Origin of the sequence: Peribacillus sp. NPDC097675 (assembly GCF_050277655.1) — a bacterium.
In the GTDB taxonomy this organism is placed as follows: Bacteria; Bacillota; Bacilli; order Bacillales; family DSM-1321; genus Peribacillus.
Genome location: NZ_JBNNSK010000002.1, coordinates 320,741 through 343,177 on the forward strand (window position 1 = coordinate 320,741; position 22,437 = coordinate 343,177).

Genomic DNA, 22,437 nt, shown 5'->3' on the forward strand with positions numbered 1-22,437 from the left:
ACAACAAAATTCTTATTCATGCATAATTTTCTTTACTGAGCACCAAAAATAATTATTACAATATACTTAAATAACAACCTATTATATGGAAGATGACAGGTTGTACATTCTACTTTTCATACTCGGATTTTCCTATATCATATTACTAATTTTTGGGAGAATATTCTTATTTAAAGCCTTTCTCTAAGATTTTTTAAAATAAAAAGTATCGTTTATTTATCTTTTAAGACAAAAAAAATAAAAGCACAAAGCGTCGGCTCCATCCTTTTATCATGAGTTTAGTATGTTTTTAATATAATAATTTTTTTTACTAGTTTTTATAGTTTTCATCATATTTCGACTGATTCATGCACACCCCAACAAAAAAGTTATCATTTATTTTTCGCATCACGATCTAATTTGTAAACAAATGCAAATACTTCTGCAACCGCCCCATATAATTCCTCAGGAATTGTCTGATTAATATCTAGCTGACCTAAAAGCTCTGTTAAGGTTTCGTCCGTCTGAACGGGAATATTCAGCTCCTCGGCCTTTGCCAGGATATTATCCGCCGTTTTACCTTTCCCCTTGGCCAAAACGACAGGTGCCTGCGAAGACTTCGCATCATACTTTAAGGCAATCGCTTCTTTCCGCTTTTCCTTTTTCATATCCGCATATCCACTCCACTATAGGTTCCTGTCCCTGAGAAAGGGATGGAATTCTGCTTCGAACCCACATTTTCTCCACGCGTCGTATTCTGAAACAAAACACCAGATAATTTGTAATTCATTCCTTGCAATTTATTTTTCAAAACGTCCAGATAATTGCTCGCTGCCGCTTCAATCATTTCATTCTGCTCATTGATGACTGTCACTTTGATGACCCGGTTTTGGATCTGCATATCGATGACGGTTTCATCAAGAGTCTCTAACTCTAAATAAAATAGGATTCTACAGTAATCAGGGTCGATCTTGCCATCCTTTGTTTTTCTACCACTCCATTGCATCGTTAAATCCGTTTGGGAAGATCCCAAATTGAGAGGAAGTGTGAATAGTAGATTTTGAACGGGGCCGTTATCCTGCGAAAGAACCTGTTGAGCCGTGAGCCGATTCAAAACTTGTTCAGCCATGTCCTTAACAGCTGTCGGATGCTGTTCATTCAACAGTTTAAGAAGTAAAGGCTTGAGTGTCTCCAAATCCTCAGTTAATGCTTTCGATCCGTCTCCGGACAGATTGGCGAGAACATGCTCCAATTGAAGACCCAGCATCTTCGTCCACTCTTTCAGTTGTTGAGCCACAGCGGGACCATCTGTAAAATCATTTAATTGAAAACCTTCATCCATCAAATGAGATAGCACAATTTTCTCCGGGTTACTAGTTTGAGAGGTTACTTGGGTTTGCTTGAAAGCCTGAAGTAGAAAATCCCCCACTTTTCCCTTCGTCTCAACATCCTGCCCTATATTCTTATTTAATTGAATCAATAGTTCATCCACTTCAGGATTGACCGCAGTCACCTTACCACTGACACTCACTTCTGCAAAAGCACGTTCAAGCAAACGGGAAGTAAGATGGATAATTTCTTCTGTGAACACTGGCTTTTTCTGGACCATTTGTTGCATCCCTAGTTGTAGTGTATCTGAAATCCGCTCCATTTCTCCATTAGCCTTTTGACTTCCAGTCGTTTGAAGCATAGTGAGGAGCCGTGGTTTCACATCAGATGAGACTACCCCAAAAGCACGTTCAATGCCTTTTTGCAGTATATCGTCTTTTGAAACGGAAGATGTAGGCATTGCCATATCCGCCCCACCCCATAACTTTGAGAGGCTAGATTCTACTTTCCCTGATTCTTCAGGCGTTCCATTGGCTGCATTTGCAAGTAATTGTAGCCCTTGTTGTAGTTTATTTGCCGTTGGGGACTTCAAGGTTTCAGGCATCATCACCGATTCAGCCACTGTCCTTTTCAAAAACTCCGCTTCGCTTAACCCTTTTGGAACGAATCCAGTCTTTTGGAGCAGGGAAAAAGCTCCCAATTTCATATCTGGAGTCGATTTGGAATCAAGCCAAATCTCGGTAAGTCTTTGCAAACCAGTTTGTTGCAATTGGTTTTGCTTTGTAATATGGAAGGACTCCAACACCCCTCTTAGCTGCGCTACCGTCTTTGTGTCAGTTCCGTTCGCCATTATTTGCTGTTGTAGGCCACTTAGTAGCTTATGGAAAGGTTCATTTTTTGCTTGCTCAGCCAATGCAAAAAATACATCCTTAACAAAAGGTAACTGCTGCGTAAACATTGTTTTAATGATGGAAAGCCCTGTTTCGGTTGTCTCTGCAGCTTTTACCCATTGCAAAGCTGATGAGAAGATCTCTTTGGTAACAGGGAATTGATTCCTCAGTAAAAACTCTGCAAGCTTTGCAGACGCTGGTTCTGACTGAACACCCAGATGGATTAGGAGTTGGGCTGCCGCTCCCTTGGCATTCGAAAGGTTTACATTTGGGGAATCGAGTACTTTCAATACAGGCTGCCCCTCATTTGGCTGTACTTGAAGCCAATATCTTTCTCCTACCTTCAGCGGGACGTCTAGGTGCGCAATCATTTTTTGTTGGCCAATCTGCACTTCAGCTGTTTGGTTGGGAAAGATCTTATTCACTTTCCCAAAAAGTATTTGCCCGCTTTTCAAGCTAGTGCTTCCCTGTATCTCGACAGGTGTGGACACAGACTGACTATTTATGATAGATTGCATCCCCATCATCCTCCTTTGATCCTTATTTTCTTGCTGCAATTGCCTTTACAGGTGCAAAACTTCTTCTATGCCAAGGTGTAAGTCCGTGCTTCTCAAGAGCTTCTAGGTGTTGGCTCGTACCATAGCCCATATGCTTCTCAAATCCATACTCCGGGTACTTTACACCATATTCCATCATCATTCGGTCACGTGTCACTTTAGCGACGATAGAGGCCGCTGATATAGTGATGCTTCTGGCGTCTCCTTTTATTAACGAAAGCTGGGGGATGGGCATATCTAATTCCATCGCATCGATCAGTAAATGATCCGGCAATTCCGAAAGATTGTTCACTGCTGCCATCATGGCCTTTTTCGTAGCCTGATAGATATTTATTTCGTCAATTTCATCGCTATGTACGATGCCTACACCAACGGATATCGCTTCTTTATAAATGGCCTCATAAAATAGCTCCCTTTTGGATTCCGAAATTTTCTTGGAATCATTCAGCCCTGGCAGATAAAATGTCTCCGGTAAAATCACCGCACTTGTCACTACCGGTCCTGCCAAAGGACCTCTCCCTACTTCATCAATACCTGCAAGGATTGTAAACCCTTGTTTACGAAGCTCTCTCTCAAACTCAGACATTTTTAAAAAGGTATTCCTGACCTGCCTCGCTTTTTCATAGGACTTGTTCCACTTATTGAGTAAATCGGCAACTCCCTTGCGTGTATCCTCCCGGCATTCTTGTAAAAAGGGATCTTCCGGATTGCTTATGGTTTTTAATCTTGTAGAAATTTCATTAATTTTCATGGCTGTTTTCATCATTTATCACCCATCATTATAAGTATCGGCAGGGACGCTGCATTTCTATAGTTCAATCAAAAATACGGAGCGGAAAAGAGACATCAGTAGGTTAAATCCACCTACTGATGTCTATAGATCAGCTCCGTATTTATTCTGTTGCATAAGCCTAGCCAATCAAATAGTAGCCGGCCTGCGTCTTTGAATTTAGTTCCGTGACAGGAATTATTCAGGAGTGCTTTCCTCTTGTTCAGTTTCCGACGGAAGCTCAAATGTGAGGGGACCCATCTTTTCCGAACGAATCTCTCGTACCACTAGTTCCGCCGTCTTATCGTAATCAATATAGCCTCCGGAAGCTATGCAGCCTCTGAATTTGCCAACTGCGTCGAAAAGTTCCAGCGTTTCTTGCGGAATCACATCAAGATTATACCGTGATTTCAAGCGATCTGGGTATTCTTTTTCCAAGAAACGAAGACCGTAGAGGGAAACTTCGTGTAAGTTTAAAATGGTATCTTTGATGGCTCCTGTTAAGGCAAGTCTCAAACCGACTTCCTGATCCTCAAATTTAGGCCAAAGAATCCCCGGTGTATCTAAGAGTTCCAGTTCCTTACCAAATTTTATCCATTGTTGAGCTTTCGTGACACCAGGTGTGTTACCTGTTTTGGCAATGTTCTTCCTGGCAAGCCGATTGATCAGCGTAGATTTCCCCACGTTCGGAATTCCGACAATCATCGCCCGAATCGCACGTGGCTTAATTCCTCTCGATTCCATCCGATCATACTTCTCTTTCAAAAGAATCTTAGAAGTCGTTGTAATCTGGTGCAAGCCGTTTCCTGCCTGTGAGTTAATGGCAATGGCTGTTTTACCTTGTGATTTATAATATTCCAACCACTGATTGGTTTTAGCCGGATCGGCCATATCAGCTTTATTCAATAAGATGAGCCTTGGTTTATGCTGTATGATTTCGTCTATCATGGGATTCCTTGAAGATGCTGGAATCCGTGCATCCACAAGTTCAAATATGATGTCGACTAGTTTTAATTTTTCTGTTACTTCCCGTCTCGCTTTGGCCATATGGCCAGGGAACCACTGTATTGTCAATGGAATCCACCTTCCTACTATTCCACCAATCTAAAGTCTTTGATTGGCCAATAAACTAATTTAGTTTTTCCTAATACTTCTCGGTACGATACAACACCGATATGACGGCTGTCCTTGCTGAAGCGACGATTATCCCCCAAAACAAATAAGTGGCCTTCTGGCACTGTTTCTTGTTCAATGATATCACTTAATGTAAAAGGTTCAGTCAACGGCCCTCCGTCGATCAATTGCTTTTTATATTCTTCCAAATATGGTTCATCATAAGCTTTTCCATCCACGTAAAGTATATCATCTTTATATTCCACCTTCTCACCAGGCAGACCGATGACCCGTTTTACATAATCCTTGCCTTCCGGAGCTTTAAAGACAATAATGTCGAATCTTTTTGGTTCACCAACTGAATAAGAGAATTTATTTACGAGCATGCGCTCTGTATCCTTTAAGGTCGGCATCATGGAAAAGCCATCCACATAGATTGGGGCCAAAAGGAAATAACGAATAAGCATTACTGAAATCACCGCGATAAGGGCTGCCTTCGTCCATTCCCACAATTCATTTTTCTTTTTCGCCATCCTTACCACCCTTTTAGAAAAGCATATCATCAATCATTTTAACATGTTACGGACGCTATAGCGAGCTGGTTTAAAGTCCTTTTCACTTCTTTTTGGGAATGATATTACTCATTCAATTACAAAAAAGGAGCCTGTTAAACAGGCTCCTTTTTTGGTTTTGCACCTTATGTGGATCATGGTAAACCCGCATAGAGATATTCGAAGAATTAACGACGAATTTCTTTAATACGTGCTTTTTTACCACGAAGTTCGCGTAGGTAATAAAGTTTCGCACGACGTACTTTACCGTGACGGATAACTTCTAATTTTGCAATTTTTGGTGTGTGAAGAGGGAAAGCTCGTTCTACTCCAACGCCGTAAGAAATCTTACGTACTGTGAAAGTTTCACTAACTCCGCCGCCACGACGTTTGATTACAACGCCTTCAAACAACTGAATACGTTCGCGTGTTCCTTCAATAACCTTAACGTGTACACGTACTGTGTCACCAGGTCTGAATGATGGAAGATCTGAGCGAAGTTGTTCTTTTGTAATTTCGTTAATAATATTTTGCATGAATTCCAACTCCTCCTGGACGCTCTTGCAAATACTAATTTGTTTTGCAGCGGAACATCGATATAAGACCGGACTTTTGCCCAAGTCACAAGGTCTATCCTACCATACTATATACTGGGATGCAATAGAGATCATTCTTCTTTTTGAATCTCTGAAAGTAATTTTTTTTCAAGTTCCGAGAGTTCATAGCTTTCAAGCAAATCGGGTCGTCTCTGCCATGTTCTCCGTAGTGACTCTTTCATCCGCCATTCATCTATCTTTTTATGATTTCCGGAAATGAGCGGATCCGGAACTTTCATGCCCCGAAAATCTGCAGGTCTAGTGTAATGGGGATGCTCTAATAAACCAGAAGAATATGAATCGAGAATCGGGGAATCGACATTTCCTAGTACGCCCGGTAACAAACGGACAACGCTATCTATTATGACCATGGCCCCCAATTCTCCACCTGTAAGCACATAATCGCCAATTGATATCTCATCCGTGACAATATGCTCCCTAATGCGTTCATCATATCCTTCATAATGACCACAAACGAATATGAGATGCTCTTCCTTTGCAAGCTCTTCCGCTTTTTTCTGCGTATAACGCTCTCCCTGAGGGCAAAGAAGTACGACCCTAGGTTTTAGGTCACTCTGACCCCTAATGGCTTCTACAGCGTCAAAAATGGGCTGTGCCTTCAACACCATTCCTGCACCGCCACCATATGGGTAATCGTCGACCGTTGAATGCTTATTATCGGAGTAATCCCGGAAATTGGTCACCCGGTAGCTGACAGCTTGCTTTTCTGCTGCCTTTTTTAAAATCGACGAACCAAGTACTCCTTCAAACATTTCTGGGAAAAGCGACAGTACATCGATTTTCATCAGTCCAAAAGTCCTTCCATAGGTGTGATGATAACCTTTTTAGCGGAGATGTCGACTTCTTTTACGATTTGATCGATATACGGTATAAGGACATCTTTGCCTACCGGTCTTTTAATGACCCAAACATCGTTTGCACCTGGAGTCAGTACCTCCACGATTTCGCCGATTTCCTCTTCTTCATCCGTGAAAACCTTACAGCCAATAATTTCGTGGAAGAAGAATTCTCCTTCATCCAGTTTGCCTAGCTGTGATTCCTTAATTTTTAGGATCCCGTTTTTGAAAGCTTCAACCTGACCGACATTGTAGTAGTTTTCAAATGTCAACAGATTAAAGTTTTTATGGGTACGGTGTGACCTGATTGTAAGCGGCAATGGTTTTTTCTCTGTTTCCATGAACAAATACAACGTATTGCCAACTTTGTACCGTTTTTCAGGGAAATCTGTCGATGAAATAACACGGACTTCGCCTAGAAGACCATGTGTGTTGACGATTTTACCTACATTAAACCAGTTTTCCATTCTTTCACCTCTAACGAATTTCCGAGACGATTCCATCTTTAATGACGATTGTCTTCGTTGTCATAAGATCGTCCCAATCTGCCCCGATTTCTACATCTATGATGCTTTGGACTTCCCGCTCCTTCAGTTCGCTTCCAATAGGAAGGATCTCCAACTGTTCCATTTGAAATTCTAGCAGTTTGATTTTTTCCTGCCTTTGGTTAATTTCTTTTTCAAAGTGGGCACGGAGACTTGCGGGCTGAAGGTTACGGGTTTTTTCAAGTTTTTTCAATTCAAAACGAAGCTGTTCACTCTCTTTTTGAAGTTGTAGTCGTTTTGATTTGTACTTATCGAGGAGCTGATTCTTGCTGGATTCCGTTAATACTTGGTTAACGATTACATTTTGGAGAATTTTCATTCCAGCACCTCCTATTATCTATGATTTCTTATTTGAGTCAAAAAATATGTATGATAGGGTAACCTTTTGAAAACATGAGGGTCATTCTCTTAAGTATAACGTAAAATGGTAAAAGATGTGTTCCAAAAGAGTGAAATTAAATCCCGATTCAATTAGATAGCGAACAGACCCGGGATTTACCTTTCTTGAAGTACAAAAAAAGGAGGGGGTTAGCCCTCCTTATTCGGAAATCTCCAAATAGATTTTCTTCTGCTGTGAAGATCCTGCTGCATATACCACAGTTCGAATCGCCTTAGCTACACGCCCTTGTTTACCGATGACCTTGCCCATGTCCTCCTTATGAACGGAGAGGACATATACAACCCGATCGGATTCTTCCTTCAAAGTCACAATAACTTCTTCCGGATGATCCACAAGTGCAGAAACAATCGTTTCAATTAAAGATTTCATCAACTAGCGTCGATTACTTGCTGTTTTTTGCAACATGGAATTTTTCCATGATGCCTTGAGTTGAGAATAAGTTACGAACTGTATCAGATGGTTTAGCTCCATCTTGTAACCATTTAAGAGCAAGCTCTTCATTGATGTCAACTTTAGCTGGTTGAGTCACCGGGTTATAAGTTCCCACTACTTCAATGTAACGTCCGTCACGTGGTGAACGAGAATCTGCAACTACAATACGATAGAAAGGAGATTTTTTTGCTCCCATACGTTTTAAGCGAATTTTTACTGCCATTTTAAATAAGCACCTCCGAATAGTTTCACACAAGATAGTATAATATCAAATGTCTTGTATGTTTGTAAAGGTTTTTTTCTTAACAGGCAAAAAAAGTGTTTAAATAGGCGATTTTAGCCTATTTTTATGCTCATTCCCCTTGAAAAAAACTTACATGAACGGGAATTTAAATCCCTTTTTCTTTCCTTTTTGCATACTTGTAACTTGTTTCATCATTTTTTTCATTTCTTCAAATTGCTTCAGTAGACGGTTCACTTCTTGAATCGATCTTCCACTACCTTTAGCAATCCGTTTCTTGCGGGATGCATTCATGGTTTCTGGATGTTCTTTCTCTAGCGTCGTCATTGAACGGATGATAGCCTCAACATGACCAATTTGTTTCTCATCGATCTGAAGGTTATCCATCCCTTTCATTTTATTCGCACCAGGAATCATCTTCAAAATATCATCAAGCGGTCCCATATTGCGCACTTGACCAAGCTGTTCGAGGAAATCATCAAAAGTAAAGGTAGCGGTACGCATCTTTTTCTCTAATTCTTTCGCCTTTTCTTCATCAACATTGGCCTGTGCTTTTTCGATAAGGGTCAATACATCACCCATGCCGAGGATTCTTGAAGCCATTCTTTCTGGATGGAACGCTTCAAGTGCATCCAGTTTTTCACCCATACCGACGAATTTAATCGGCGTGTTCGTAACGGAACGAATAGAAAGTGCCGCACCACCACGGGTATCTCCATCTAGTTTTGTTAATACGACTCCAGTTAGTCCAAGCTGTTCGTTGAAGCTTTGGGCCACATTGACAGCGTCCTGACCTGTCATCGCATCGACAACCAGGAAGATCTCATCCGGTTTGGTCAATTCTTTGATATCTTTCAGTTCGCCCATTAGATTTTCATCAACATGGAGGCGACCTGCGGTATCAATCAACACATAATCATGATGTTCTTCCTTCGCTTTTTCAATCGCCTGTTTGGCAATTTCTACAGGACTGACCTGATCGCCTAGGGAAAAAACAGGCATGCTTAATTGTTTGCCAAGTGTTTCAAGCTGCTTAATCGCCGCCGGACGGTAAATATCAGCCGCAACGAGCAATGGCTTGCGGTTGTATTTTTTTCTAAGAAGATTGGCCAGCTTTCCGGTGGTCGTCGTTTTACCTGCCCCTTGAAGACCTACCATCATAATGACGGTCGGCGGTTTAGTGGCAACGGCGATCTTACTCTGTTCGCCGCCCATCAGCTGAGTCAATTCTTCCTTTACTACTTTAATTACCTGTTGACCGGGGGTTAAGCTTTTTAGCACTTCCTGGCCTACCGAACGCTCACTTACACGCTTCACAAATTCCTTCACGACTTTAAAGTTAACGTCCGCTTCAAGCAGGGCCAAACGAACTTCACGCATCATTTCTTTAACGTCTGCTTCGTTGACCTTTCCTTTACCACGGATCTTTTGCATCGTGTTCTGCAGTCGGTCGGCCAATCCTTCAAATGCCATATTGCCGCCTCCTAATCCAACTTCTCAAGCGCTGTAATTGCGTCAAGTAACTTCTCTTTAGAAAAGGATTCCTTCTCTAAAAGTTCCTTCACATTTGCAATCCATTGGTTACGCTCTTGAAATTTTTGAAATAACAATAGCTTCGCTTCATATTCTTCGAGCATTGCTTCTGTTCTTTTTATATTATCATAGACTGCCTGCCTACTGACTTCGTATTCATTGGCAATCTCTCCAAGAGAGTAATCATCCAGATAGTAGAGGGCCATATAGCTCTGCTGCTTTTCTGTTAACAACGATTGGTAAAAGTCATACAAATAATTAATCCGCGTTGTCTTTTCAAGCATATTAGCAAGCCTCCCTGCTGTTAAGTGAAAACCCTTTACAAGTTTATATTGTATAGTGTCCGATATTTCATGTCAAGTTAAACTCCTTACCACCTTGTTAAAAATCATTACTTTTTTCGTTTTCTCGCTTCAATCAGGCGCTTCATCTGCTCTTCGCGCTCTGATTGGGACAATTTATTTACAGGTTCATTCTTAGGATTTCGAGTTGGCGCTGACCCTTTGGGCTCGATTTTTATATGTTTCGGCTCCTCTTCTTTTAAAACGATTTGCTTTGACTTCTTCCTTTTCTTGGTCCTTTTTTCCTGTTTATATGATATGTTTTCTGATTCTTTCCTAATGCCTGCGAATCCGCGCGAGACTCTGTGCCACCCAAACCTTCGAACTGCTATTTCACAGAATAAAAGCAAGAAGGCAGCTAACAGCAACCAAGAGCTGATGCTTTGCTCTTGCCTTGCCATGGTTTGCATCTTGCGGAATGCCTCAGATTCCTCCTTCAGTTCCTGGCCTCCCGAAACAGCCAATAAATCCTTAATAAGCTTTTTATTTAGGCCTTGCTGCAAGTATTCATCTGAATAGGGCACAGTGAATCCTGTCTGATATAGGTTCGTTCCTCCATCGTTGGTGTTTTGTTCTACACTGAGAAAATACATCCCTGATTGTTTTGGCATGATGACTTCATGTTTCCCCGGCGCGATGAGCTTTGTATTGACATCGATCTTCTCGCCCTTTTCCGATAGTACGTTCACCGATACAGGCAAGTGATTTTGTGTGGACGATTCAAGCTTAATGACCGTTTCCTCGCCACTATTATCCTGTGTGAGCATATATGGCTCACTTTCGAATTTAGGCAATGTGTTTGTGATCAATTGATTGAGAAATGTGCCCCACCTATCCCAAACGGGCCACTCGCCCGACCATTTACCGCTAATGTCTGAGGTGAAAGCTGCCGTCGTCCCCATTCCATATTGCCACTCGGCAAGGACTGGGTCTTCTTTTTCGCTGATCAGAGACGACAATGCACGCTGCTTCGCAGTTGTCGCAATGTATGCATTCATCTTAGGTACACCATCTTTGAACAATGTGTTCCAATCCGTTTTATCCTTGATGGAAGGATAAAACGGGCTATCTTCAATATAGGTCCGGCTCGCCATGACGGTTTCTCTCGATAAAATACTGGGAATCACGGAAGCATCCGTAACATCGTAATAGCGTCCCGTTCCGAAACCAGCCAATTCTTCAAGTAGGTTCTTATCGGCATCACTTCCAATTGATACCGTCGAAAGGGTTATGTTCTTTCCCTTTCCTTCTTCAATTAAATCTTCATAATTATTCGAAGTGTTTGACTGGCCATCAGTCAACAAAATAATATGCTTCCGCTGTAACTTTGCATCCATCAACTTTTCGTAAGCCATTTCAAGTGAACTGTAGATTTCCGTACCGCCACCCGAAGACAGTGTGCGAATTTTCTCCACCACTTTTTCTTTATCCTTTAGCGGCCCGGCTTCGATGATCTCCCATGGTCGATCATCAAAGGCAATGAACCCGAAAGTATCTTTCTCGCGCAAAAGCTCAACGGAGCGGGCAGCCGCTTCCTTTGCCAATGAAAGCTTGTTTCCATCCATACTGCCTGATCGATCGAGAACAATCATCAATCCAAGGGAAGGCATCTCTTTTTTTCCTTTGATGTCCATATCTACCGGAAGTAGATCCTCGATCGGAGTCTTGAAATATCCGCCAAGCCCAAAACTATTTTCTCCGCCTGTCATCACGAACCCATTGCCGAATTCCTTGACCGACTGCTCTATCATTTTCATCTGGTTTTCCGAAACGGAGGTGGCTGGAACATTATTAAACACAATCGATTGATATTGTAAAAAACCTGATAAAGTAGTCGGCAATTTTTCCGGGATGGTGGACTCGACAATTAGCCCGCCTCCGTCCAAGATATTTTCAAGTCGTCCTGTTGGCTCCCCCTCGACAATTAATACTTTTGGCGTGCCTTTTACATTCGTGATTGCCTGTAATTGGTTATTTTCCGTAAATGTATCTTTTTCAGCGATGATTTCAGCCTTATATACTTGCAGACCAGTTTGTTCCGCGGTATGTGAAAAGGAAAATAAATTGGTCCCTTCCTTTACATCCACTGTCTTCTTGATGATTTCCCGATCATTCAGTGAAATGCGGACAGCCGCTTTTTTAGCTGTATTGCTATAGACTTCCAATGCTATCTCTGTTTTTTCGCCTTGGTAAATAGACGGGGGAAGCGTGACATTCTTCAGGGCAACATCTTCGCCAGCCAATTCGGACAACGGGACGACATCAAGCTCAACGTTGTTATTTTTTAGTAATTTAGCCTCTTCCACACTACTACCGGCCGTTTCGTTCCCATCAGAAAAAAGGACAATTCTCCCGCTTGAATAGCTCGGAATGAGCGAGGAAGCGAATTGGATGCCTGAATCCAATCGGCTTGCATCATCTTCCAATTCACCGCTAAACTGGCTTATCGGTGTATGTTTAGTCGTCAACGCTTGCTCAGCAATGGCACTGCCCCCAAAGGTGGCTACTGCAAACGAATCATCTCTCCCCATTGCTTCCATACTTTTCTCAATCCAAGCGAGCGTTTTTGTGCCCGAATCTTTGACACTAGCAGAACGATCAACTAAGAAAACAACGGTCGACCCTTTGACAGGCAGTAATAATTGCGGAACGGTCAGTGCAAATACTATGAGGGAAAAAACACATGACCTCAGCACTGCGACAACCACCGTCTCCACACGATTCGTTTGATTACGTGATTTTAGCACATACAAATAAATAAGGACTGCACAGGGAAGGAGCAATAAAAAGAGCAGTGGATAAGTAACATCAATGCCCACGTCGATATACCTCCCATTCGGCCATCAATAGCAGAAGTGCCAAACAAGCCAGCCAGTACCATAAGATATCCTGTTTTGTATCGCTTCCCTCTTCTTTCAACTCTGATGATTTCATATTCATCCTGAACGATGGGGCTGAAACAATTACCTTTTCCCTGTCATCAAGTAACACAGAAAAGGAAAATACCTGTTCTCCCGCTATCGCTTCGTATGTACCAGGCTTACTTGGTGCCCGGAAGCCTTCTTTTTGTAAATCGACGGAATAAAGATTCTTTCCGGACTCAGTGAATATAGCCAAATTTTCCGTTTCTACCCCAAGGTTCAACCACTTTTCCTCACCAGGCTGATAGTAACCTAGAAAATTCGTTTGTTGAGTCAGCCATTGATACGAGTTATATAAAAAGATGGGGAACCCGGGCTGCAACGGCCAATCAGTATCCGCCACGGAAAAGTTCAAGGCAATGATAGGCTGTCCTTGATGTGTACCTTTTTGAATGAGCGGAGAATCCTCGCTAGCAAGCACATAATCCCACTGTTTGTTGACTGGGATGGAAGCCGATTCAATATAAACATTTTCCATCTCTACGTAGTCCAGGAGAGGGTCACCGGTGCCTTTAGGCTTTTCAGTCAGTTTCTGCTTACCCTTCTCCGTTTCATTCACAAAAAGAAGTGGATAGGAGCCAAGTTCCTCTAATTTCACCCCTTCAGCCATCACGATTCCATCCTTCCCGACCTTTTCTTTATCCTCCAGTTGGATGATATCAAGACCGATTGTTTCAAGTCCATTAATCAAAAATGGATTCACATCCCCCACTGCATAGACTTTTTCATATACCGCCGTTTGGATGGCTGTCATTTCATTGTCAGCGGAATAGTCATCATTTACGTTGATGGTGGCCGTGTAATAAGGTTTCTCTTTCAGAACCGGTATATCGATGATTTCCTCGCTATTCGATTTCACGATTATTTTTTTTGTGAAGAGAACGTCTTGTCCATTCGCTACTTGGAATTCAACCGTTTCATTCTGCTTCGTTTGATTTTCAATGACCGCCACCCCCGTGATGCCTCCTTCCGTACTTGCCGTACCAAAAGAAAGCAAAGAGAGATTGTGAGTTAGACTACTGAAATTATGTACATCAACCGGAATGTCTTCCGATAACCCGCTAAGGTCTGTCTCTACAACTGAATCGGAGTATAGATGAATGACCGTCTCTTTTCCCATAGATAGAGAGTCCGCCAATTTCAGGGCCTTATCAATATTCTCGTGACTGTATGATAGTTCCAGTTCTTTTGCTTGCTTTTGTAACTCAGCCCGATTTGTCTCGTGATTGGCAAGTAGCACAGGCTTTTGACCGGCACTGATGATTGTCACTTCTTGATCATCTACCATCTTAAGCATCTCCACCACTTCTTGCTTGGCTTTTTCAAAACGGGTGAGTTCCCCTTCTTTTGCACTCATCGAAGCCGAAGTATCGATAATTAGGATTAGATGGTCGCCCGGAATCCCTTTTTGAAACCAAAAGGGTTGGACCAACGCAAACATAAGAAGGAGAAGTACCAGCAACTGAAGCCAGAATAATAGGTTATGCTGTAATTTATGAAGCCAAGGAGAAGCCTGCCATTCATTCAGCACCTGCTCCCATAATAAATTGGACGAAATCGTTGTTGTTTCATACTGCTTCCTGAAAAAATAAAACAAAATGACAGCAGCGATAAAAAAGCTCAATAGAAAGAAGAGTGGATTGGAAATATGCATATTTTCACCTCAATTCATTAGCCCATGGCGTGGAAATTCGTTAAACAAAATCGTTTGGATATCAGTATCAGCATTTACAAGCATATAGTGGCTGCCAAACCTTCTACAGACAGCTTCAAGCTGCTCGTTATGCTGGGCAAGGCGTTTTTGATAGTTTCCGATAAGCGTCGGATTGAGGCTGACATTAATTGCTGTTTCCTTTTCACTATCCACTAATTTCAAGTCCCCATCATACACCGGCTGAAGTTCTTCTTTTGCCAGCAGTTGTATATACCAAATTTCTTGCCTGGCAGAGCGCAGCTTTCTTAGAGTAGCTTCCACATTTTCAATTGGCTCAAGACCATCCGATATGATGATGGCGAGCTGCTGATTCCTCACCATCACTTTACGAAGCTGCTCATAAAAATCCCCGCTTTTCTCCGTATCTTCTAATCCAACGATCTCTCGAAAAACCCCTTTACGGTGAACCGCCCCTTTACGTCGAATAGGATGGGCATGGGTACCGACCGGGATAAAAGACAAACGGTCTTCACCGGCAAGAACGACAAAGCTCAACGAAGCAGCAAGCTTTCGTGCTTGTTCCCATTTTTCCGGAAGAGCACGCATCGAAGAGGTCATATCCAAATAGATGGCCACGGAGAGCTCCTGTTCATCGAGAAATCTTTTAATATAATGCTTCTCGGTGCGGCCAAATACATTCCAATCAATTTGCCGAACATCATCTCCCGGTTGATAGGCCCGAAAATCGGAAAACTCCAGCGAGGAACCAAAAGCATTGGACCGTCTCGAACCTTTATGCATCCCTCGTTTCCTCGTTTTCACACGCAACCTTTTTTTTTGCAGTCTTTCTAAGAAAGCATAAGATACCATCACACGAGGGTTCCTTTTCCTAATTTGTACGCGGACTCGACAACTTCGGCAATGATGGAATCAGACATGACCCCACTTGCTTCCGCTTCAAAGTTCAATAAAATCCGATGCCTTAACACAGGATAGGCAGTCTGCTTCAAATCGCCGGCAGAAACATGATAACGTCCTGCAAATAAGGCCCTTGCCTTTGCCATCTTGATCAAGCTTTGCAACCCACGTGGTCCGCTTCCAAATTGGACATATTTCCGGACAAGTTCCGGTGATTCCTCACCATCTGGATGGGTACTCGATATAATAGAAACCGCGTAATCCAGCATCTCATCAGAAATAAGCACCTCTTTCACTAGTTGCTGTAAAAACAAAACATCTTCAATGGAAGCGGCTTTTTCAATAAAAATGGTGTCCTTGCCTGTTGTTCGAAGGACAATCTGCTTTAATTCCTGCTTTGATGGATAACGGACATGAATTTTACAGATAAATCGGTCCATCTGAGCTTCAGGCAAAGGATACGTCCCCTCCATATCTATGGGATTCTGGGTCGCAAGCACAAAGAACGGCTGATCAAGCTGTTTCGTCTCGCCCATGACCGTCACAGTTTTCTCCCCCATTGCCTCTAAAAGCGAACTTTGCGTCTTTGGCGTCGCCCGGTTGATTTCATCCGCCAAGACGATATTCGAAAAGAGCGGCCCCTCATGGAAGATAAACTGCTGCTTTCCGTCCTCTCCCGGTTGCAGTAGCATGGTTCCCGTAATATCGGAGGGCATTAAATCTGGTGTAAATTGGATTCTAGAAAACCGTAAGTCCATGCATTCCGAAATCGTCCGAACGAGCATCGTCTTTCCTAGCCCAGGTAACCCTTCAAGCAATACATGCCCACCTGCAAAAATGCTCCATAAAACCTGATCAATCACTTCTTCTTGGCCAACGATAAAGCGAGATATCTCGCTTTTCACTCTCTCTATCATTGTCGCTGCTTCAGTAAATTGCTGTTCTTTTTCTGTCATTTCCCCACTACCTTTCCGGATCTAGCTTGTTAAAATAATCCTTGACAATATCATTCAAATCAGATGGCAACCTAAGTCGATTGGTACTTTGGCGATAGGATTCCTCATACTGCTGATAGACCTCTTCATAATTACGGAGGCTTCCCCTCAATACCGGACCTTCCGATTCCTCTTGTTCGCCACTTCCCTCACCAAGCTTCCCGTTATCGGTTTCAGTGTTCTGCTTCCCATCGGTCTTTTCAGGGATCGTCAGCATTTCCCGCGAACCCTGCCCAGTACCACCTGCCGTGCCTCCTTTTCCTCCTTGGCCTTGACCTTGACCTTGGCCTTGACCTTGACCTTGACCTTGACCTTGACCTTGGCCTTGGCCTTGGCCTTGACCTTGGCCTTGACCTTGGCCTTGACCTTGACCTTGGCCTTGTTGACTTCCAGGATTGTTCCCTGCATTGCCGTTAGGCTGTGAATTAGCTGTACCCGAAGGCTGGCCTAAGGGCTGATTGGCGGCCTGGTTGCCCTGTGACCCATTGCTGTTAGAAAAAGCTATTTGAGAAGAAGGGGTTCCATTTTGACTCAGTTTATTCTGGAGCTGAGTACCCGCCTGACGAACGGCTTGATTGGCAGTAGCTAACTGCTTGGCAAGTTCTCCCGATTCCATTGCTTCTCCCAACTGCTTCATCAATGAGTCCAGTTGTTCTTCACTTAATTGATTTTCCTGTTCTGTGTAGCTCTCTAGTGCCCGTTTCTTCTCTTCAGAAAGCTGTTCCCACATTTCATTTAATTTTTTCAGTTCCTTTTCAATCATTGGCATGTTTTTTTGTTCAAGTGCCTTGGACAGCTCTGTTAGGCCGGCCTTTTTTGTCTCGTCCTGCCACGTTTCGAGTAGCTTTTGCTTTTCCCTTTCTTTCATTTCTTTTAATTGTAGTTCACTAGATTGTTTGGCCAACGCCTCCAGGGCCTTCTCTGCTTCTTTCTCTCGTGTAACTTTCTCTTTCACCTCTTTTAATGTCTTTTCTACAGCCGGGTCCTTCATTTCCTTCGCTTTATCCTCAAGCTCTTTTTCTACTTCCTCAACAATTTTCATTTCTTTTTCTGCCTGTCGGGCTTGATCCATTTTCTGATTTGGAAAAATCGCTAAAAGAACCCCTCCTGCCGTTAAACAAAGAGCAAGAGTCAACAATTTCGGTTGCACCCATTTTTTCTTTTGCCTGAGTGCCTCCTCTTGATGGATCTTCATATGGTGAATAGCGTCCTTAAGCTGAAGGGATTTAAGCTCGTCGGTCTCCCCTAGAAAAGCAAATCCCGTCACGACCCTGTCATCTGGAACAAACTGGTTAAACAGCAAAACAGCCGTCTTGTTACCTGGCTTTCTTTTAATGATTCTATAAACAATAAAAGCTATCAAACAGATAATTCCAATGAAAAAATATCGAAAAACAAAAGGAATGACTACTATACGCGCCATAAAAAAAATCAAAATCGTCCATGCAGATACAGCAAGGAGCAAAAGCTGCCCCTCCCTCATCACATGTTGGGTAATAAGTTGCCGCTGAATGGGCTTAATCAACTTGAGAAACTGGATTTCGGCCTCGATATGTTCCTTATTCATCGTTTCGTCTTCATCCCGACCCTTAACTTTTTAACACTAAGGAAAACGGATCCGATAAATAGTAGTGTGTAACAAATAAGATGGGACGCCCAAAGCGGAAAATCAATCCCCGATACCCTCTGGATTTCCTCAGAGTATGTCGGTTCGAGAAAACCGATCAATACAATCGGGGTATTTAGCATAGCCGCTAAGTAAGGTAACGGGTTAGTCGTCGGTGCCGTCACGTTTCCTTGGTTTCCTACTGCCATGGTGGCTAATAGCAAAGTCAACAGAGCAGTACCGCCCACTAAAAACAATGTGATTCCATAGGTAGTGACCATCGCCGCAATGGTTTTACGCACGAGAGTTGAGAAAAGCACTCCGATACTCCCATATACAATGACGGTAAAGACATTGAAACCTAGCACTATCAAAAGCTGAACAGGGGAAATTCCTCCGAATAAAAAGACGATGCTATACAGCGGTAAACTGGCCACCACCAACAATAACAAGTATGAAATGGATGAAATTAATTTTCCAAAAATGATTCCTGCCGAACTCTGGGAAGTGGTCAATAAAATATTCAATGTCTGACGCTCCCTCTCACTCGAGATGACTCCTGCCGTCAGCCCAGGTGTAATGAATAAGATCAAGGCCAGTTGGATAACAGATAGAAAAATGAATATGCCGCGGCTTGCGTCCGGATCAATACGCCCTCCCATACTATTAAGCGACTGAATGTAAATCATTCCGATAATGATGGCCCCAATGGCAAGGACATAGCATAATACACCTAAAAAACTTTTAAATGACCGAAAGCGCAGCTTAAACTCTTTATTCAAAACAGGATTCATCAGCCAGCTCTTCATGACAGTTCAACCCCTTTCGTGATTTCCATGAACACATCCTCAAGATCCGTCTCGATTTCCGAAAAAGAAACAATCGGTAAATCCTGCATCATACAGGACTTAAGCAGGTGTTGTTGAGACTCAGCATCTCCTTTGAATAAAAACTGAATCGTTTTTTCATCCACATGGGTATTGATCTGGGTAATATCCGGAATATCTTCTAAAAAAGCGATGGATCGCTCGATATCTTCACGAACCTTTATGATCAGGCTTTTTTCCCCCTGCAGCTTATGTTGGATTTCTGCAACCGTCCCTTGCGCCTTCAATTTTCCCTGATCGATAATCCCCAGTACGTCACACATTTCAGCAAGTTCGGGTAAAATATGGGACGAAATCAAAATCGTTTTCCCCATATACTTCAGTTCCTTCAATATCTCGCGCATTTCGACACGAGCCCTTGGATCGAGACCCGAAGCTGGTTCATCCAAGATAAGTACTTCGGGGTCATGGATCAGGCTCCTTGCAAGGCAAAGCCGCTGCTTCATCCCCCTGGATAAAAGGTCCACATAGGAATCCTTTTTATCCGATAAATTCACGAGCTCGAGCAACTGTGGTATCAACTTACTCCGTTCCGACAGTGGTATGCCATAACTCGCTCCGTAAAAATCCAGGTACTCTTCGGCCTTCAGTTGATCGTATACACCGAAAAAGTCGGGCATATAACCAATTTGGCTACGGACTTGCTTAGGCTCCTTTGATATATTGTAGCCATTGATATAAGCTGTACCCGAGGTGGGGGCAAGCAGGGTTGCCAAAATGGAAAAAGTTGTGGACTTCCCAGCACCATTTTGGCCGACGAAGCCGAACACGGTTCCTTTGTCTATTTGCAAATCTAAGTGGTCTAATGCAGTGAAAGTGCCGTACTGCTTCGTTAACTGTAAAATTTCTATCATTTCTCCACTACTCCCTTCACATTTATTTGCGGCCCTTTTATACTTGGCTCATCATCATTATCCTTAATGACCTTTATGTGGATGTCCCCTTCTTTTGATATATGGTCAAAGATGTCCTTACGCCCTTTGAAGGTGATTTCCCGTTCTTCATCAGCTATCGGTTCATACCTACCCGTGGAAAAATTATAAAGTTCATACTTAACATTTTGTTTATTGAACTTTATCGTCATTTCTTCCGTTTTGAAGGTTTTGTCCTTCATGAGTTGCGGAATGGAACTGATATATTCGTATTCTCCCTTGTCGAACCAGTATGTTCCAAATCCTTCTTCTTCCCCAACAGAACCTCGAAGTACATTCACTGAGCTCTTGAACATTTCTTTTGTCAATGTCACTTCTCCAGCAAAAATGGTTTTCGCGTTAAAGGTTTGGAAAATTAGATTATCTATATTCTCTTTCGGATTCTTTGGCAGTGTAACATCGACGATTTCATCGTCGGTTATCCCTCCGATTACCGGGTCCGACTTTGTCAATCCTTTTAAGAAATAAGATTCTGTTAGATAAAGAAGCTGTTCCCTACGCATTTTTTCGAGATCGATTTTTTTTCTCGTAGTTCCATTATTCCATGATGATGAAGTCGTTCCATAAGGTTTAAACAAGAAATCAGTCTTTACCTTTTCATTTACCTTGACCCGTTCCCCCTTCTTCAAAGTTCCTAGATTGATTTTTTCATTACCGGACATGATCATCAATTCCTTAAAGTCATATGGAGTCTCATTTTGGATCGTACCGGTCAAGGTCTTATTTTCAACCGTCAAATCAGTCTTGAATTGACCTGTATTTTCCTTATGGACCTTACCTATGAATGATCTGGTAGACCAATATTCGACATTTGGAAAGGTCAATACCGTATCAGTTGCCTTTTCTTCAAGCATTGGAGCCCGTTTCAGACTGTCACCTCCACCCTCCTGAGTCATTGGCATTGCAACCAACTCATTCTTCGGGAATGAAAGGTTGTAATCGCCGCCTTTATTGGATAAAAGGACATTCGATTGAATGCCGACAATTTGATTATCCTCAACTTGATAGATTCCCAATTGATTGAGTTGTGGCTTGGCTAGACGGTCTTTCGCTCCGACGGCGAAAGTCAAAACCGTCGTAATACAAGCAATTGAAGGAATGACCCACCAGGCATGCTCCCTTTTGTCCATTTTCTTCAGGACCAAAAATAAGATGGGTACAATGATCACAATATAGACAATCAGCAGCAATAAAAATTGAGTGACGGATAGAGTCGTATCATCAAAGTAACTATTGGGCTCGTTCATATCCCATCTTGCTCCACCCATGAATTCTCTCGTGGTGGAAAATGCATTCAACTCCACCTTATTTATCATCGCTTCAAACCAGGGGCCATAGCCCTCCCAAGAGGCGAGCGGCTCGTCCCCTAGTGAAAAGGCTGTTTGGATAATCATTCCGTTTCCATATTGCTTTTTGACAACGGCCGGTGATTCCCCGCTTTTGGCAATGATCTCTGCCCCCTTCTCTACCTCACCGATAAAACCAGGCAATTGTTCAAAGGAAGGGCGGTCCTTCTTCTTTTCTGTAAGAAAAGATGAATCCATCTTGATTTCTTTATCCATCTTCATTGGTAGAAGATTATAAAGGAATCCATATGATTGAGCGCCATTCGGAGAAGCCCCGGAGATTAAAACGCCACCAGACTGGACCCAACTCTCCAACGCTTTCTGCTGGGCCTCATTCAAGGCGGCAATGGCAAATTCATCAACGATTAAATAATCGAACATTTCATAACCCATTGATTGTTTTGGCAATTCTTCTTTTTTTAATTCAATCAGCGTGGCTTGAAGTGATGGTAAGATTCTTAATTCAGTCAAACGGTCGTACTTTTCACTTAATACTCCAATCAGGGCCTTGCTTTCATCAAAGAATTTAGGTGTCAATACCTTCGGACCTGAATAGGCTACTTCTTTACCATTCTTCAAATCTCCCTCATAGAGATAAATCGTCTTTGTCATTGCCGTCCCATTATAACTATAATTTTCATCTGAATACCCAGGAAGTGAAAGGGAATAGGTCTTCTTACTTTCCTTTGGCAATTCCACTTTAAGGATTTGCGAACCTCCAAATTCATAATCGGATTTGAATTGAAAAATAAGGGTTCCGCTAAAAGCCTCACCCTTATTTTCAATATGCACGGTCATCGGCATAGCCTTATAGCGAGCTATATATCCATCAAACCCTGTTTCAAACGAGATTTTTATATCCGGGTCTGCTGCTTTTGCTTGAATTGTATGGATAGGAAAAAATAAGGCAAAAAATAATAAACAAGCTGCAACTCCCTTTATTTTTCTGAACAATATGACTCCTCCTTTTTTCTTTACTCCTAATAGACGATTCCATTCGGTAAAAGTATACAAAAAATATAAAAAAAGTTAATTAAAACTCAAA

General features: G+C 42.4%; 21 protein-coding genes. All 21 read right to left on the reverse strand.

The features are described from left to right. Positions 1–371: 371 nt before the first annotated feature. Positions 372–647 (reverse strand): EscU/YscU/HrcU family type III secretion system export apparatus switch protein, encoded by a 276-nt coding sequence (locus tag ACQKL5_RS04800; RefSeq protein ID WP_427606872.1) that lies wholly within the window; start codon positions 645–647, stop codon positions 372–374. Continuing rightward, positions 644–2,716 (reverse strand): hypothetical protein, encoded by a 2,073-nt coding sequence (locus ACQKL5_RS04805; protein WP_427606873.1) that lies wholly within the window; start codon positions 2,714–2,716, stop codon positions 644–646. The genes ACQKL5_RS04800 and ACQKL5_RS04805 overlap by 4 nt, the downstream gene beginning before the upstream one ends. A gap of 22 nt (positions 2,717–2,738) precedes the next feature. Beyond that, positions 2,739–3,506 carry a ribonuclease HII gene (locus ACQKL5_RS04810; RefSeq protein ID WP_427606996.1) on the reverse strand — a complete coding sequence of 256 codons (768 nt, stop codon included), beginning with the start codon at positions 3,504–3,506 and terminating at the stop codon, positions 2,739–2,741. A gap of 216 nt (positions 3,507–3,722) precedes the next feature. Beyond that, entirely contained in the window at positions 3,723–4,598 is an 876-nt protein-coding gene (ylqF, locus tag ACQKL5_RS04815) for a ribosome biogenesis GTPase YlqF (RefSeq protein WP_427606874.1), read from the reverse strand. 17 nt (positions 4,599–4,615) lie between these two features. Beyond that, entirely contained in the window at positions 4,616–5,170 is a 555-nt protein-coding gene (gene lepB / locus ACQKL5_RS04820; protein ID WP_427606875.1) for a signal peptidase I, read from the reverse strand. A 206-nt stretch (positions 5,171–5,376) separates the two neighbouring features. Further along, positions 5,377–5,724 (reverse strand): 50S ribosomal protein L19, encoded by a 348-nt coding sequence (rplS, locus tag ACQKL5_RS04825; RefSeq protein WP_427606876.1) that lies wholly within the window; start codon positions 5,722–5,724, stop codon positions 5,377–5,379. A 131-nt stretch (positions 5,725–5,855) separates the two neighbouring features. Further along, positions 5,856–6,590 (reverse strand): tRNA (guanosine(37)-N1)-methyltransferase TrmD, encoded by a 735-nt coding sequence (trmD, locus tag ACQKL5_RS04830; RefSeq protein WP_427606877.1) that lies wholly within the window; start codon positions 6,588–6,590, stop codon positions 5,856–5,858. Then, entirely contained in the window at positions 6,590–7,108 is a 519-nt protein-coding gene (gene rimM, locus ACQKL5_RS04835; protein ID WP_427606878.1) for a ribosome maturation factor RimM, read from the reverse strand. Before rimM ends, trmD begins: the two co-directional genes overlap by 1 nt. A 10-nt stretch (positions 7,109–7,118) precedes the next feature. Beyond that, the gene (locus ACQKL5_RS04840; protein ID WP_427606879.1) at positions 7,119–7,505 is read right to left on the reverse strand and encodes a YlqD family protein; all 387 of its coding nucleotides are present in this window, start codon (positions 7,503–7,505) and stop codon (positions 7,119–7,121) included. Between the two features lie 219 nt (positions 7,506–7,724). Further along, positions 7,725–7,955, reverse strand: coding sequence for a KH domain-containing protein (locus ACQKL5_RS04845; protein ID WP_427606880.1), 231 nt, complete (start codon positions 7,953–7,955; stop codon positions 7,725–7,727). A 13-nt stretch (positions 7,956–7,968) separates the two neighbouring features. After that, the gene (gene rpsP / locus ACQKL5_RS04850) at positions 7,969–8,241 is read right to left on the reverse strand and encodes a 30S ribosomal protein S16 (RefSeq protein WP_053345299.1); all 273 of its coding nucleotides are present in this window, start codon (positions 8,239–8,241) and stop codon (positions 7,969–7,971) included. 150 nt (positions 8,242–8,391) lie between these two features. Beyond that, positions 8,392–9,732: a signal recognition particle protein gene (ffh, locus tag ACQKL5_RS04855; protein WP_402967807.1), complete on the reverse strand. Its 1,341-nt coding sequence runs from the start codon at positions 9,730–9,732 to the stop codon at positions 8,392–8,394. Between the two features lie 11 nt (positions 9,733–9,743). Further along, positions 9,744–10,076, reverse strand: a complete 333-nt coding sequence (locus tag ACQKL5_RS04860; RefSeq protein WP_402967804.1) for a putative DNA-binding protein — start codon at positions 10,074–10,076, stop codon at positions 9,744–9,746. A gap of 107 nt (positions 10,077–10,183) precedes the next feature. Beyond that, the gene (locus ACQKL5_RS04865; protein WP_427606881.1) at positions 10,184–12,952 is read right to left on the reverse strand and encodes a VWA domain-containing protein; all 2,769 of its coding nucleotides are present in this window, start codon (positions 12,950–12,952) and stop codon (positions 10,184–10,186) included. Next, positions 12,942–14,708: a vWA domain-containing protein gene (locus ACQKL5_RS04870; protein WP_427606882.1), complete on the reverse strand. Its 1,767-nt coding sequence runs from the start codon at positions 14,706–14,708 to the stop codon at positions 12,942–12,944. The genes ACQKL5_RS04865 and ACQKL5_RS04870 overlap by 11 nt, the downstream gene beginning before the upstream one ends. 9 nt (positions 14,709–14,717) lie before the next feature. Further along, on the reverse strand, positions 14,718–15,509 hold the full coding sequence (locus ACQKL5_RS04875; RefSeq protein WP_427606883.1) for a DUF58 domain-containing protein: 792 nt from the start codon (positions 15,507–15,509) through the stop codon (positions 14,718–14,720). Positions 15,510–15,577: 68 nt separating this feature from the next. Continuing rightward, positions 15,578–16,582, reverse strand: coding sequence for an AAA family ATPase (locus ACQKL5_RS04880; protein ID WP_427606884.1), 1,005 nt, complete (start codon positions 16,580–16,582; stop codon positions 15,578–15,580). A gap of 7 nt (positions 16,583–16,589) precedes the next feature. Continuing rightward, complete coding sequence (locus tag ACQKL5_RS04885) at positions 16,590–18,188, reverse strand: hypothetical protein (RefSeq protein WP_427606885.1); 1,599 nt, start codon at positions 18,186–18,188, stop codon at positions 16,590–16,592. Beyond that, positions 18,185–19,036 (reverse strand): ABC transporter permease, encoded by an 852-nt coding sequence (locus ACQKL5_RS04890; RefSeq protein WP_427606886.1) that lies wholly within the window; start codon positions 19,034–19,036, stop codon positions 18,185–18,187. The genes ACQKL5_RS04885 and ACQKL5_RS04890 overlap by 4 nt, the downstream gene beginning before the upstream one ends. Then, on the reverse strand, positions 19,033–19,968 hold the full coding sequence (locus tag ACQKL5_RS04895; protein WP_427606887.1) for an ATP-binding cassette domain-containing protein: 936 nt from the start codon (positions 19,966–19,968) through the stop codon (positions 19,033–19,035). The genes ACQKL5_RS04890 and ACQKL5_RS04895 overlap by 4 nt, the downstream gene beginning before the upstream one ends. Then, positions 19,965–22,346, reverse strand: coding sequence for a hypothetical protein (locus tag ACQKL5_RS04900; protein WP_427606888.1), 2,382 nt, complete (start codon positions 22,344–22,346; stop codon positions 19,965–19,967). Before ACQKL5_RS04900 ends, ACQKL5_RS04895 begins: the two co-directional genes overlap by 4 nt. Positions 22,347–22,437: the final 91 nt, after the last annotated feature.